This window comes from Saccharibacter sp. 17.LH.SD (genome assembly GCF_009834805.1).
In the GTDB taxonomy this organism is placed as follows: domain Bacteria; phylum Pseudomonadota; class Alphaproteobacteria; order Acetobacterales; family Acetobacteraceae; genus Saccharibacter.
On sequence record NZ_WVHO01000010.1, the window covers coordinates 432203 to 445335 of the forward strand.

General features: G+C 49.3%; 14 protein-coding genes and 2 tRNA genes. 4 read left to right on the plus strand and 12 right to left on the minus strand.

Features of this window, described 5'->3' with window-relative positions; genetic code table 11:
* Positions 1–105: 105 nt before the first annotated feature.
* From GS501_RS06585 to ispH, 6 genes are all read right to left on the minus strand, one after another.
* Positions 106–181 (minus strand) — tRNA-Asn (locus tag GS501_RS06585).
* A 136-nt stretch (positions 182–317) separates the two neighbouring features.
* A tRNA-Asn gene (locus GS501_RS06590) sits at positions 318–393 on the minus strand.
* Between the two features lie 71 nt (positions 394–464).
* The gene (locus tag GS501_RS06595; protein WP_370517955.1) at positions 465–1250 is read right to left on the minus strand and encodes an MOSC domain-containing protein; all 786 of its coding nucleotides are present in this window, start codon (positions 1248–1250) and stop codon (positions 465–467) included.
* A gap of 34 nt (positions 1251–1284) precedes the next feature.
* On the minus strand, positions 1285–1764 hold the full coding sequence (gene rnhA / locus GS501_RS06600) for a ribonuclease HI (RefSeq protein ID WP_202405334.1): 480 nt from the start codon (positions 1762–1764) through the stop codon (positions 1285–1287).
* Positions 1754–2704: a homoserine kinase gene (locus tag GS501_RS06605; protein WP_160831055.1), complete on the minus strand. Its 951-nt coding sequence runs from the start codon at positions 2702–2704 to the stop codon at positions 1754–1756. Before GS501_RS06605 ends, rnhA begins: the two co-directional genes overlap by 11 nt.
* Before the next feature lie 6 nt (positions 2705–2710).
* Positions 2711–3658, minus strand: a complete 948-nt coding sequence (gene ispH, locus GS501_RS06610; RefSeq protein ID WP_370517962.1) for a 4-hydroxy-3-methylbut-2-enyl diphosphate reductase — start codon at positions 3656–3658, stop codon at positions 2711–2713.
* 238 nt (positions 3659–3896) lie between these two features.
* Between ispH and GS501_RS06615 the strand changes: the two genes are divergently transcribed.
* On the plus strand, positions 3897–4502 hold the full coding sequence (locus GS501_RS06615; RefSeq protein WP_237442448.1) for a hypothetical protein: 606 nt from the start codon (positions 3897–3899) through the stop codon (positions 4500–4502).
* Positions 4503–4672: 170 nt separating this feature from the next.
* Here the strand turns inward: GS501_RS06615 and GS501_RS06620 are convergent, their stop codons facing one another.
* Together GS501_RS06620 and GS501_RS06625 are read right to left on the minus strand one after the other, a co-directional pair.
* Positions 4673–5815 (minus strand): O-antigen ligase, encoded by a 1143-nt coding sequence (locus GS501_RS06620; RefSeq protein ID WP_160831058.1) that lies wholly within the window; start codon positions 5813–5815, stop codon positions 4673–4675.
* Positions 5794–6867, minus strand: a complete 1074-nt coding sequence (locus GS501_RS06625; protein ID WP_237442449.1) for a glycosyltransferase — start codon at positions 6865–6867, stop codon at positions 5794–5796. Before GS501_RS06625 ends, GS501_RS06620 begins: the two co-directional genes overlap by 22 nt.
* Before the next feature lie 237 nt (positions 6868–7104).
* On the opposite strand from GS501_RS06625, the gene GS501_RS06630 reads away from it, so the two are divergent.
* Entirely contained in the window at positions 7105–9048 is a 1944-nt protein-coding gene (locus GS501_RS06630; RefSeq protein ID WP_160831059.1) for an OPT family oligopeptide transporter, read from the plus strand.
* Here GS501_RS06630 and GS501_RS06635 read toward each other — a convergent pair.
* Together GS501_RS06635 and GS501_RS06640 are read right to left on the minus strand one after the other, a co-directional pair.
* Positions 9045–9659 (minus strand): hypothetical protein, encoded by a 615-nt coding sequence (locus tag GS501_RS06635; protein ID WP_160831060.1) that lies wholly within the window; start codon positions 9657–9659, stop codon positions 9045–9047. The two genes, GS501_RS06630 and GS501_RS06635, sit on opposite strands and share 4 nt — an antisense overlap.
* Positions 9660–9902: 243 nt before the next feature.
* Complete coding sequence (locus GS501_RS06640; protein WP_160831061.1) at positions 9903–10472, minus strand: DUF4142 domain-containing protein; 570 nt, start codon at positions 10470–10472, stop codon at positions 9903–9905.
* 46 nt (positions 10473–10518) lie between these two features.
* Here GS501_RS06640 and GS501_RS06645 point away from each other — a divergent pair, with 46 nt between their 5' ends.
* Positions 10519–10947: a DUF423 domain-containing protein gene (locus tag GS501_RS06645; protein WP_160831062.1), complete on the plus strand. Its 429-nt coding sequence runs from the start codon at positions 10519–10521 to the stop codon at positions 10945–10947.
* Here the strand turns inward: GS501_RS06645 and GS501_RS06650 are convergent.
* Positions 10941–11237 (minus strand): hypothetical protein, encoded by a 297-nt coding sequence (locus GS501_RS06650; RefSeq protein ID WP_370517957.1) that lies wholly within the window; start codon positions 11235–11237, stop codon positions 10941–10943. The genes GS501_RS06645 and GS501_RS06650 overlap by 7 nt on opposite strands.
* A gap of 126 nt (positions 11238–11363) precedes the next feature.
* On the opposite strand from GS501_RS06650, the gene GS501_RS06655 reads away from it, so the two are divergent.
* A complete protein-coding gene (locus GS501_RS06655) occupies positions 11364–11918 on the plus strand; it encodes a thioredoxin family protein (protein ID WP_160831064.1) in 555 nt (184 codons plus the stop codon).
* Positions 11919–11926: 8 nt separating this feature from the next.
* Here the strand turns inward: GS501_RS06655 and GS501_RS06660 are convergent, their stop codons facing one another.
* On the minus strand, positions 11927–13132 hold the full coding sequence (locus tag GS501_RS06660) for a pyridoxal phosphate-dependent aminotransferase (protein ID WP_160831065.1): 1206 nt from the start codon (positions 13130–13132) through the stop codon (positions 11927–11929).
* Position 13133 lies beyond the last annotated feature (1 nt).

The following is a 13133-nucleotide window of genomic DNA, read 5'->3' on the forward strand; positions in this document are numbered from 1 at the left end:
TCATCTGCACGCCGTGCAAAAATTTTGCAACTCGTCTTTACAGGACGGCATAACAAAAATGGGAAGATAACAAAAAAGCCTAAGCTTACGCCCAGGCTTACAAAGTGGCTCCCGAAGTAGGACTCGAACCTACGACCCAGCGATTAACAGTCGCTTGCTCTACCAACTGAGCTATTCGGGATCAGCTGTGGGATCTTCTACCCAAAACGAAGTTCCGGGTAAACCCCCTTCCCTACTGTTTTTTACAATCTTTTGGATAATCACTCTAAAATGGGAAGATAACAAAAAAGCCTAAGCTTACGCCCAGGCTTACAAAGTGGCTCCCGAAGTAGGACTCGAACCTACGACCCAGCGATTAACAGTCGCTTGCTCTACCAACTGAGCTATTCGGGATCAGCTGTGGGATCTTCTACCCAAAATGAGACGCTAGGTAAACCCCTTCCCTCATAGAAAAACATATAAATTCAGGACAATAACGTTACCTCATCACCAACAGCGATACGACCTGGCCGCTCAATAAGCACATTCTGGCCAAAGATAATCCCGTCTTCTTGCCGTCTAAACTGTCCGAGCGTTTTTAAAGGCTGCCCAACAACTGGAATTTTTCCTTCTTGTTGATCAACCGTTATTGTCACACAGCGTGAAGAGGGTTTCATAATGCGCAGAATAGTCTCACCTATCATCAAACGCCGCCAACCATCTTCCTCCCAAGCCCTCGAGCCCGCAATCACGATGTTAGGACGAAAACGTTCCATCGGAACGGCATCCGCCAAACGTCTATTAAGATCACCAAGCGATGCCTCAGTGCACAGCAAAACTGGGAATCCATCAGCGAAGGAGTTCACATAATTGACGCCTTGATAATGCTGCTTTCGGGCTTCTGCTGGTTGATCCATATAGACCAAACGGCATGAGCGCTTCAGCCGCTCCGTAAGCCACGAAGCGGCTTCCTCACCCGCATCACACGCCAATACCTCGCTCTTCCATACTCGAACGCGGCGTTCCCTTTTAACGGGAATTTTCACCGTGATGGAAAAATCACCCTCTTTTAAACGTACTCCATCCGAGCTCAAAACCGCCTTAATCCGCGCCATATCTGGATTCGTTCTCTGAGTGATGAACGTGCCACCTTCATCCACCACCATCCAACGGCGGTCACCCTCGGGCCCCCACGGATCTAAGTGCAATGATTCGCAGTCCACCTGAGCAAGACTTTTCACCGGGTAAATATGCAAAGATGACACACGCACTCTAGAGACTCCTCTTATGGGATGGCGCAGAAAATCAGGGTTCTCGTGTGAGCTCTTCGCGCCCTTCAGTTGCCAGCTGGTCCACACGTTCATTCTCAGCATGCCCAGCGTGCGCTTTCACCCAATGCCATTCTACATCATGCTTTTTAGAAATATCTAATATACGACGCCATAAATCCATATTGGCAACAGGATCACCTGAAGCATTACGCCAGTTTCGACGCACCCACCCCGTATGCCAACGGGTGATTCCATTCCGTAGATATTCACTATCCGTATAGAGACATACAGTACAAGGACGCGTCAGCGTCTCAAGAGCAACGGCCGCAGCGGTTAATTCCATACGATTATTCGTCGTCTCGGGGTCGCCCCCCTTCATTTCACGCTCACGTCCTTGGAACCGCAAAAGCACCCCCCACCCACCAGGGCCAGGGTTTGGCTTGCATCCGCCATCAGTCCAAATATCAACATGTGGCCGTGAGGACGAATCAGAAACCTCATGCTCAGACATCATTACGTCCCATAAAAAAGGCAAGTCGACGCTGATAAGCCCAAGGATCCTTACGCGTTACCAAAGCATCTTCTGGTGTATGCACCCAGTCATAAAGACGTGTCAGGAGAAAACGCAACGCTGCCCCTTGGCATAAAAGAGGCAAAGCCTCACGCTCTTGCACGGTCAATTGTCTGACAGACTCATACCCGCTCAGTAGCGCTTGCGCCCATTCAGGGCGATACTGTTCTTCATTCTCAAAACACCAGGCATTGAGACAAATCGCAATATCGTAAGCAAGAAAGTCTGTGCATGCGAAGTAGAAATCGATCACCCCGCTGAGACGTCCATCCTGGAAAAACACATTATCTGGAAAAAGATCCGCATGGATCTGCCCACGCGGCAACATATCACTCTCAGGCCATTGCGCCATAAGACGTTGTAATGCTTGATGTGCTTCACTGATAAGCACTTCAACGCGTGGCTCCCCACCGCTAGAGCAGCGCGCCAATAACGCTTTCCACCCCTGCGGATCTAACGCGTTACGGCGCACCGGCACGTAGCCTTTCCCCGACACATGAAGTCGCGCCATCATACGCCCCAGCTCTTCACAAGCATGCTGATCAGGCTGGTCCAACGATGTTCCAGGAAGGAACGTCACAATCACCGCAGGCCTTCCTGCGAGAGACCTCAAAGCGTTTCCATCACGCCCGGCAATGGGCAGCGGGCACGAAATGCCCTCCCGTGCCAAATGCCCCATAAACCCTAGGAACCAAGGGAGCTCCTGTGGGTCCATGCGCCGCTCGAACAGCGTAAGGATAAAAGTCCCTTTATCGGTTACAAGACGAAAATTGCTATTCTCAATACCTTCAGCAATTCCATGGAACGACTGAAGTTCCCCCAGTTCATAACTCTGGAGGAAGTGCCTCAACATCTCCTCCCCAACATCCGTATAAACGGCCATAATGGCTTACACCGTCTCTGTCAGCGGATAAGGAAGACGGAAATTGATGTTTTCCTCTTTCACAATCCGCTCCTCAATTCTCAAATCAAACCGCATAGAAAGCTCTTTAATCATCTCTTGAACAAGGCTTTCTGGTGCAGAAGCACCCGCGCTCATGCCCAGCGTCTCAACGCCTTCCATTTCGCTCCAGTCCATATCCGCCACTTTTGGGACCAGAAGAGCACGTTTCGCTAAGGAGCGTTCTGCAACTTCACGCAACCGTTGGGAGTTAGAGGAGTTTGTCGCCCCAATCACAACAAACAAATCGCACTCAGCGGCTAGCTCTTTAACCGCTATCTGACGATTCGTCGTCGCATAGCAAATATCTTCACGGCGTGGGCCTTCAATAGAAGGGAACCGACTGCGCAAAATATCAACAATCTCTGCTGTATCATCAACAGAAAGTGTTGTTTGCGTGATAAATGCGAGCTTATCAGGGTTTTCAGGCTGCACACTCGCTGCCTCTTTAGCGTCATTGATCAACGTAACAGCACCAGGAGGCAACTGTCCCATTGTCCCGACAACCTCAGGATGTCCCGCATGGCCAATCATGAGGATATGACGCTGATCTTCCCCGCCACCGGCAAAGTGGCGCTCTGCTTCACGGTGAACCTTAGAAACAAGCGGGCATGTGGCATCAAGATAAATAAGATTACGGCGCCGTGCCTCCGCCGGAACAGATTTCGGCACGCCATGGGCCGAGAAAACGACATGAGCATCTGGTGGAACTTCATCAAGTTCCTCAACAAAGATAGCTCCTTTGGCCTCAAGCCCTTCCACAACCGTACGATTATGAACAATTTCGTGGCGTACATAAACAGGTGCGCCATAACGACGCAAAGCCTCTTCTACAACGCGAATAGCCCTATCTACCCCAGCACAAAAGCCACGTGGCCCCGCTAGAAGAAGACGCATAGGGCGTTTAGAATGAGCGGGATCTGCTCCGGGGGTAGCAGAGTTAGAAGTTACTGGTCTCGTCTGTTCTGACATAATGTTCCCCAGGCAGGCGAAGGTCGATACGATAGAAGGCAACTGCCGTCCCCTTCCTCTCAAAGTAGAGAAGGTTTTGACACCGTCGCTCAGGCGCTTATATCGGATGGATTGTCTTTTGTCGCAATGTCTGTACCGTTTTCTTGTGGAGTTTCTGGAACTGATGCCCTCATCTCGTCCCTATTTATCACGCGTAATTCGCTCCATAGGCGGCACATGTGTCCTCTTAACCCTAGGTTTTCTAGGCGGATGTAGTGATGATGACGCCGTAACCTCTTTTGCCCCGGCTTGCCCTGCTTTTGATGTGCCTGGCTCCGTTGCGGACCGTTTTGTTTATAACGGCAAGGGAATCGACGTTAGTCATCTCGTAAGCCACGCTCAAATTACGGATGTGAACGGTGATTGCCGCGATGGACCACAAGATTCGCACCACCGCCCACTCACGCGCGTCCGTCTCAGCTTGGCTCTCCGCATGGAACACGGCCCAGCGGCGACAGAAAAAACAGATGACATTACTTATTTTGTCGCGATCACCCATGATGGCGCCATTGTCGATAAAAAGATCTTCCACGAAACCATCCGCATTGCCGCTAACAACGGTGCTCAACAGCTCAATACGCCACTACGATTTATTGACTTACCAACAGGCGACAACCCTCAAGTAAGTCCTTATACGTTAGAAATTGGCTTCCAGCTCACACGGAACGAGCTAGACTATAACAGGCAGCACCTCACATATCCTGCTCATTTCATACAACACACCCAATAAGATATAAAACAGAACACCCCGAGATATATTCCCGGGGTGTTCAACTATTTTTAATGCAACAAACCACGAATGGACGCGCCTAAGTCTAAAGGGGAACCTCTTATCCCCCTTCTTCCGGCAACATTACCCTTAGCCTGATGCCATAGATTTTCTACCTGAAAAAACCTTCTTCACAACATAGGACATGCCTTCGACACACGTATGTTCTTTTCAGAGGCTACCAAACATAACCATGGAACCCAAAGCACATACCATATTTCCGCAGGTCCTTTCAGCGGAGAGGCCATATCCGTTAACAACACACATGATAGAAAAAAGAAGCACGCCACTATTCCGACATTACTCCTTTTTGCGCCTATAAATGGCCATATACATGCCGTGAGCAACAGAACTAAACCGACAGCTCCCCCCTGGAAGAACACGTCCAAATAGAGATTATGAGCATGTGCAAAGACCATATTCTGGATATGAACAGCCGTTAGTGCGCCAAAGCCATGCCCTATCCATGGATGCTGAAGCGCGTCATGCCAGACGCTTTTCCATATCGCACGATGAAAACTATCACCACGCGCAACGGCATCATACAAAAACGCCCTCACACGATCACGCAACAGCAAACAAAAAAGGGCTAATCCACTACCACCATAAATGAGAATGCGACGCCAATGATACCGCGGAGCTCGGCATAACAACACCATCAGGGCAACAGCGACACAGAGACATGGTGTGCGGCTGCCACTTAAAAACATAAAAGACGGAAGAATTACCGCCGCTAAAAGAGCTTCACGCTTCAACTCTTTGTTTTTCAGTAAGGCCTCACACGCCCATATAAGACACACACCCGCAATAATCACAGAAGGCAATGTGACATGCAGCATGCCGACACCGCCGGGACGGATATTATATGTCATCCCGAGAATCTGCTTCCCCAATGACATGGCACTATTAACCGTCGAGCCCGCTATACAAATACGTTTCACACGCTCACTAAACGCAGGATCGTCTTCTATCGCGTATAAGCCACCCGCAATAAATAGGACGCTCCACACCGCATCAAGCCAACCATGCCATGACGGGCTCCATAAAAAGCTAAGAAGCGCCCACCCTATGAAGACTATACCGCCCCATGCTTCCGCAGGAACAGTGCGTGACCTCCCTACTGTGCATCGTACAGTAAAGAGCGGCACAAAGAGCGTGTAAAAAACAAGCGCCCATGCCGGCAAAGAGGGCATGAGGAAGCCAAGCCCAATAAAGCTATAAAAACACCAATTCCAATGCCCGGCTATTGCCCTCATGACAGACAGGAGGCCCATGGAAACTCCTGAGAAGACTCTCCGCCCAACGCTGTATGAATGATATATTCTGCTACGCGACGCTCGTTAAAGAGCTCATGATAACGCCGCCAACCAGCCTCGGCGACCTTTTGGCGCTCCTGAGGCGCCTTGTGGTACCGCGTGATATTGTCGACGAGTTCATCAAACGAACTAAAAAAACTCATTTCATGATCAGAAAAAAGATGGTCGTACCCCGTTTGACGCTCAATATGAATTAATTGCCCATTCCCAATCATATGAGCCAGTCGGTCCGAACTGTATAAGAAATAATCTGCCCGGCGACTAATATTCAGCCCCATTGTCGTTCCTTCTAATAAGTGCGCATAATCAACGCCACTATAGTAAGGAGCTCCCCTGACACCCGCATACGAAAATTTCATAGAACGTGGTAAATGTTGCTCCAATTCCTGGCAAAATTCATTCATCTCCCAGTCACGGCCACATACCCGCCTAAGACGCGCAGGGTTACCACATGCATAAAATAAATCGGCCTCTAAATGCGCATGCTCATGTGCTCGGCCGCGTTCAACTGACCAATCAACAGGGTTAGGAAGGAACCCTACAATACCTTCATGACCAATCAATTCCCTTACGAGCGATCCTGCGGTCGAAATGAAGCTCGCATCCACCACATGATGACGCGCAACAAAGTCACGCACGTTATCCTCTACAAACAACGCATCAATATTCCATTGAATCGTCGTGAGGCCAGGATGTGCCCGTCGAATATCCAGAATAATTTCAGGTGGGATCATATAGCCATGCCCTAATAACAGAATATCAGGACGGCATGTTTCCATAAAACTTTTAAGAGCACGCCATAGCGCTCTCTTCCCTAAATAACGACTATTAAACCACCCCTCCGCGCGGGCTATATCACGATAGGCAAAATTAATAACGTGATGCCCGTTCCGAATAAGGCCATTACTCAGCTTTCCTCCCACACTAAACTGACTGGGAGAACGCTTTTTCAAACTTGAAAAGAAATCCCCTACGTGAACGATCTTCAAACTACGTTGGGGCATTGTCATAAAATGAATGATCCATAAGAAAACCTACACACTTCAACATGCGACAAAACACGCATAATATCACTCTATCAAAGTAAAATAACCTTTCCTCACAGGACAAAACCTTATCCATACTTCAGTCCAATAATGCCTAATAGATAAATAACCGTAACATTTTTCTGACCACACGTTGACTCCCAAACTCGTTCGGTCAAACCTGTCCGCTCTTTTACACGCTTACTCTTATGCGGAATCAGGATGGCTCACCAGCAGGCACCACATCGTCAAGCATCATCGACCCGGTCATCACGCGAATTAACCTTTCGTGGTATGATTCTGGGAGCCTTCATCACCATTATTTTTACAGCCGCCAATGTTTATCTTGGCCTTAAACTGGGTCTGACATTTGCATCATCCATTCCAGCCGCCATTATCTCCATGGTTGTACTCCGTTTCTTAGGAAACAGTTCCATCTTAGAAAATAATATGGTGCAAACACAGGCCTCCTCCGCTGGAACATTATCCTGTGTATTTGCTGCCCTCCCCGGTTTGATCTTGGTGGGATGGTGGCAAAACTTCCCCTATCTTTTAACCGCTCTTCTCACGATGGCGGGTGGAATGACGGGGGTTTTATTTACTATTCCGCTACGCCGTGCCCTTGTCACCGAATCCAATCTTCCATACCCAGAAGGCGCCGCTTGCGCTGAGATCCTACAAGCCTCATCACCTGATAAAGACCGTCAACAGCTCCGCCTATTGGGCCTTGGGAGCGCCGTTTCTGCCATTGTAAATTTTTCAACAGCCGGGCTGAATTGCCTTGCAAGCGGCTTCTCCGTCTCAACACGTTATGGCGCCTCTGCTTTTAGTCTAACCGGCTCTTTTTCCCTTGCCTTACTGGGAACAGGTTATCTCGTCGGTCTCGCAGGCGGCATCACGATGCTTCTGGGTGTGCTACTGGCATGGGACGTCATAGTTCCCCTTCTCGGCCATATCACACCCTCAGCCCACCCAATCCAGGATGCGCCTATTCTATGGTCTCATAAAGTACGCTTTATCGGTGCAGGCGTGATTGCTGTTGCTGCTTTATGGACGCTCTTATGCCTCAGCCGCCCTGTATATAATGGCGTCAAATCTGCTTTATCCCGCTCTGTTCATCTCACACACTCTGAAGAAGATCGTGATCTATCCCCACGCTTTATAACGTGGTTGGGGTGCGGATTGGCCGGTCTTCTTTTTATCACCTTTATGTGGTTTCTCTCTCCCTCTCATCTGTCGTTTCTCATGATGAGTGGGTTGAGCCTCTTAGGCACACTTCTCTGCCTGGTTCTTGGTTTTATTGTCGCCAGTACATGTGGTTATATGGCAGGCATTGTCGGCTCTTCTTCTTCACCTATTTCGGGCGTTGGCATTATCGCCATTATTGTGATTGGCTTTGGTTTTTCCAGCTTAGAGACAACCGGCATTATCCCGCACGCCCAGCGCCCCCTTCTCATTGCCTTCAGCCTCTTTATTCTGTCAGCCATTACAGCCTCCGCAGCCATATCCAATGATAATCTACAAGACCTAAAAACCGGTCAACTTCTCGGTGCAAGCCCTTGGAAGCAAGAAACAGCGCTCCTGATAGGCTGTGTTGTCGGCGCCCTCGTCATCCCGCTTCTTTTAAATATTATCTACCAAGCCTATGGATTAGCGGGCCATCTTCCTCGTCCTGGGATGAATCCAGCTGATGCTCTGCCCGCTCCGCAACCAGCTCTTATGGCGGCTCTCGCCAACGGAATTATCACGCACTCGCTCGATTGGCACATGCTCGAAATCGGTGCGGCCCTCGGCGCTGCAATTATTTTTATCGACTATACCATACAAAAAAAGGGCCTTAGCCTGCCACCGCTTGCGTTAGGTATGGGCCTTTATCTCCCAGCAGATGTTTCCGTCACTATTGCCATTGGAGCTCTCTTAGGCGCTTTCTTAAAGCGTGGCTCCAAACAGAATGGCACCATGCTCGCATCAGGCTTTATCGTCGGGGAAAGCCTGATGGGGATCATCCTTGCTGGGATAAGCAGCTTAACAGGCCGGACGAACTCTCTCAGCCTCCAGCTTCCCACACTACTGCCACATCTCGCCGGCTGGGGAATCTTCATCGGGGTCTGCCTTTGGTTTTCAATTAAGACATACCCCTCACTTCTTCAACGGAAAGACAGTTAGTCTTTCCACCACTGCACGGGTTCTTGGTCATCCACCCGCATCTCCTTAAAGGAGGCAGGAGTAGGGTGAGATGTTTTCTCTTCCATTTTCCGCCGCTCAGCACGCTTATTATTTTCGCTAACGCGCATAAGTTCGGCTCTTAAACGAATCGTTTCTTCTTGCTGCTGTCGTAACTCACGGCTACGCTCGTCAGCCTGCATCCGGAAATGAGCAACCCGTGTTTCTATATTACGCAGTCGGTTCTTAAGCTCTTCTATTTCCGTCTCTGCATCAAAATGACGGCGCTGCTCTTGCTTAACGAGCTGCTGAAGACGCTTAATTTCGTCGCGCTCCTGATCATTCGCCGCCGCATTGCTACTACGCCCTACCTGGCGATGATGCGCTGCACGACTTTGGAGTGGACGCTCCACAATTACGTTATCATCCCCAACAAAACGACGCCTCCGCCCGAAAGACTGGCCGCCACCGCGCATGACGCCGCTCCGCATCGCCGACGGGGAGCCTCCTTCCTGCCTAGAATTATCTTGCTGCTCTGATCGATGGCCTTCTGCCCCAAGACGGGAAAGAGCCTGACGAAGAGAATCCTCTGTTAAATGTGAATCTTCCTGCATACGTAGAGTTCTATAACCAAACCAATTTCTAAATACCTCATCACAGCTATATCGACTTTCCGCACAACCACGCGCCTTGCACGCATATGAAGACGATATAACCACACTGATGAGCGGGAAGAATCTTATACACTTCCTCCCGCAAAGAGTTAAACGATCGTGTACATTCTGTCACTTAAAAAGAGGCCTAATAATGTCTTTTTTATGAAAATATTCTTAACTTCCATTTTGAATAAAATGCTTTCAGTACTTCATCAAGTCGCGTGCTTTATTTTGCATTGTTGTTTGCGCTTTCAAAAAACTATCCGCTAGGTTTTTTAAATCCGCTGTATTGCTCGACTTCTTAGTCTGTTCAATAGACTGTCGTGTTTGACGTGGTAACGGACGAAATACCCTTTGAAAAAGACCATGATCAAAATCTCGATAATATAAACGACTCAATGATGTAACTTGTATTTGATATGAAGGGGAAAGTTGTGATGAAAGACTTAAATTTGCAGATTTTGCGATACTTGTTACTGAATCATTAACCTTCTTGTAGGTTCCTCCCAACTCTTTAGCAAAATTCTTTGTCAAATCTCGATGGCTATGTGTCGGCGCCATCGCAGCAATCGCTTGCAGAAAGAGTCCTTGTTCGTTGATGCTTTGCAGAGCAGCAACATCCGTCAAATTCAACGGAGGGGGCGCCGCTGGTGCAGCATGTGCCGCTGGCAGCGGAGGGGGTGGTGGCGCATCCGGCGTCAACAACGCTTCACACCCACTCAATGCCAGTAACCCCGAACACAAAATAGCGCAGCAAGATATTTTCTTCACAGCCCCTACTCTTTCCAAATAAGATAGTTTTGTTAAAGACGAAAGAATGACAGATACACACGCACAGCAAACTCTCTCCCTCTCACGTAGCTCTCTCTTGAGAGGCTGCTTTGTCTTAGCGGCCATGATGGGAGGCTTCAGCGTTGCTCTTCAGGCAATAGCAGCCCACTTGCCAGACCATTTTTTTATGCCGCCCCATGGGCGCTCTATGGTTCATCAAGCGGCTGACATCACGCTATGGCACGCCATTGCTGTGTGTTCTCTCTGCCTTGGTTCACCTTATCTCCACCCCTTCCGCTGCCGTATCGCCTGTATCGGCATGACGCTTGGAATGCTCTGCTTTAGCATTTCCGTTACACTGCACGGTTTTGGAAGTCTGCTCATTGCCCCACTTGCGCCAGCAGGCGGCACTTTACTCATCCTCTCATGGTTCATAACAGCAAGCTGCGCCTTCAACAAACGCTCTTCTCATTGAGCCTTAGAGAATAAACGACGCCATAACCATAATCCGGCCAATTGCACACTCAGGGCTAGAGCAAAACAAAAGATTACAATTGCGCTTAACATAAGTTGTTCACGCCCTAAAGCGCCATTGACATGGAAAAGATCATAAAGACGTTGCCATGGAGCCGTCCCTGCTACCCACTGCACAGCATGCGATATGGGAGGGCAAAAACGTACAAATACCATGAACACTATTGTAAGCCCTACCAAGCACGCTGTACGCCCTAAAGTCGACAGAACTGTTACCTCTTTGGCCGCCACGTGCACTCTTCTTTTATCTGTTTGTGCCATTCTTATCTCTCAATCTGTGATTAAGCATGGACCATACTGGGGGATAGGCCCCATATAAAAGTAAAAGACCTGTCAGATTACAAAATAAGGTTTCTCATGCGTTCTTTACGACTTCTTGCCCTTGCCGCCACAACGCTTTTTCTTGCTCCAAACGCGCATGCCTCTTCTACTCCGGCAACATCCCCTTACAGCTCGCCAACCCCTGCGCCGCATCTTCAAGAAACATCATCGCCTCCTGTGAACGCTCCCTACCCTGATGCAGGCTTGGCCCCCGTCCAAGTGAAAGAAGCCTTCATAACGGCCGCAAAAACACATAGACGCGTCCTTCTTGATTTTGGCGGGAATTGGTGCCCTGATTGCCGTATGCTCGCAGGCGTTTTCTCTCTTCCTGATGCAGCATCCTGGTTGGAACAAAATTTTGTTATTGTTCCTATTAATGTCGAGCGTTTTAACAAAAATATGGGCATTGCCGCTCAGTATGGCGTGACCATTAAGGCCGTGCCAACGGTACTTATCCTGACACCTGAAGGGAACTTGTTAAACGGCAACGATGCCGCCGCCCTAGGGAATGCACGCCGCATGTCCCCACAAGCGACCATCGATCTTCTAGCAAAATGGAATGACCGTAGCGTCTCTTCCTCGCAGCCATAATCCAGTCTTTAAGGATGGATCGCTTGCACAAACCGTTTTAGTCGTGTGCAAGCTTCCATCAACTGCTCATCAGAAGCGGCAAAAGATAAACGCAAATGTGGCCCATACCCAAAGGCTGATCCTGGGACTGTTGCTAAATGCTCTTCTTCGAGAAGCGCTTCAGCAAAAGCAACATCGTTATTCAGGAGCCGTCCACCACCGGATTTTTTGCCTATCAAGGCCTGCAATCCTGGATACGCGTAAAAGGCACCTTGCGGCATGGCACAGGTCAATCCAGGAATATCACGTAATACTTGGACAACCTTGTTACGACGACGCTCATAGGTTTGGCGCATCGTCTCAACGCCCTCCATACCCCCGCGTAACACTGAGGCTGCCCCACCTTGAGCTAAAGTACAAATGCCTGATGTTGCATTCCCCTGAACCTTCACCATCGCCTTAATCAATGCGTCTGGTCCACATGCAAAACCAACGCGCCACCCCGTCATAGCATAAGCTTTGCTCACACCATTCACAATAAGAAGGCGATCTGCAAGATCAGGTGCTACTTGCCGTAAAGAAAGATGCTTGCGCCCATCAAAGGTAAGATGTTCATAGATTTCATCGCACATAATCAAAACATGCGGCGCGTCACGCACTATACGCGCCAAAGCTTCTAGATCATCACGCTCTAAAATCGCACCCGTTGGATTGTTCGGGAAATTCAACACCAGCCAACGCGTCTTCGGGGTAATCGCTTGACGTATAGCCTCTGGGTCAGGACGGAACCCATTTTCTTCACGACATTGTACTTCTACCGGCCGTGCACCAAACATCTTGGCAATAAGCGGATAGCTCACCCAATAAGGAGCGGGAACGATAACCTCGTCCCCTTCTTCCAAAGACGCCATAAAGGCATTGAAGATGACCTGTTTACCGCCATTAGCCACCATCAAACTTGATAAAGGAACATCCAGCTCATTATCGCGCTTAAATTTATACGCAATGGCTTCCAATAGTTCCTTTTGACCGACGATCGGCGGATAGCCTGTCCTTCCTTCCGCAACTTCTGCTTCTGCCCCAAGCAAGGCTTCCTTGGGAGACGGAAAATCAGGTTGCCCTAGAGCGAGCGATAAAACGGGCTTCCCTTCCGCCGCTAGAGCGCGCGCCCTCGTTGCCATGGCAATCGTTGCAGGCGCCGGCAGAGAAGCCAGCCGCGAGGCCGGACGAAACATC

Bases quoted from the DNA above. Each gene is read 5' to 3' on its own strand.
- ispH (WP_370517962.1), bottom strand. From the start codon at position 3,658: ATGCGTCTTCTTCTAGCGGGGCCACGTGGCTTTTGTGCTGGGGTAGAT.
- GS501_RS06635 (WP_160831060.1), bottom strand. From the start codon at position 9,659: ATGCAGGAAGATTCACATTTAACAGAGGATTCTCTTCGTCAGGCTCTT.
- GS501_RS06605 (WP_160831055.1), bottom strand. From the start codon at position 2,704: ATGGCCGTTTATACGGATGTTGGGGAGGAGATGTTGAGGCACTTCCTC.
- rnhA (WP_202405334.1), bottom strand. From the start codon at position 1,764: ATGATGTCTGAGCATGAGGTTTCTGATTCGTCCTCACGGCCACATGTT.
- GS501_RS06645 (WP_160831062.1), top strand. From the start codon at position 10,519: ATGACAGATACACACGCACAGCAAACTCTCTCCCTCTCACGTAGCTCT.
- GS501_RS06615 (WP_237442448.1), top strand. From the start codon at position 3,897: ATGCCCTCATCTCGTCCCTATTTATCACGCGTAATTCGCTCCATAGGC.
- GS501_RS06620 (WP_160831058.1), bottom strand. From the start codon at position 5,815: ATGGGCCTCCTGTCTGTCATGAGGGCAATAGCCGGGCATTGGAATTGG.
- GS501_RS06625 (WP_237442449.1), bottom strand. From the start codon at position 6,867: ATGACAATGCCCCAACGTAGTTTGAAGATCGTTCACGTAGGGGATTTC.
- GS501_RS06660 (WP_160831065.1), bottom strand. From the start codon at position 13,132: ATGTTTCGTCCGGCCTCGCGGCTGGCTTCTCTGCCGGCGCCTGCAACG.
- GS501_RS06630 (WP_160831059.1), top strand. From the start codon at position 7,105: ATGGCTCACCAGCAGGCACCACATCGTCAAGCATCATCGACCCGGTCA.
- GS501_RS06655 (WP_160831064.1), top strand. From the start codon at position 11,364: ATGCGTTCTTTACGACTTCTTGCCCTTGCCGCCACAACGCTTTTTCTT.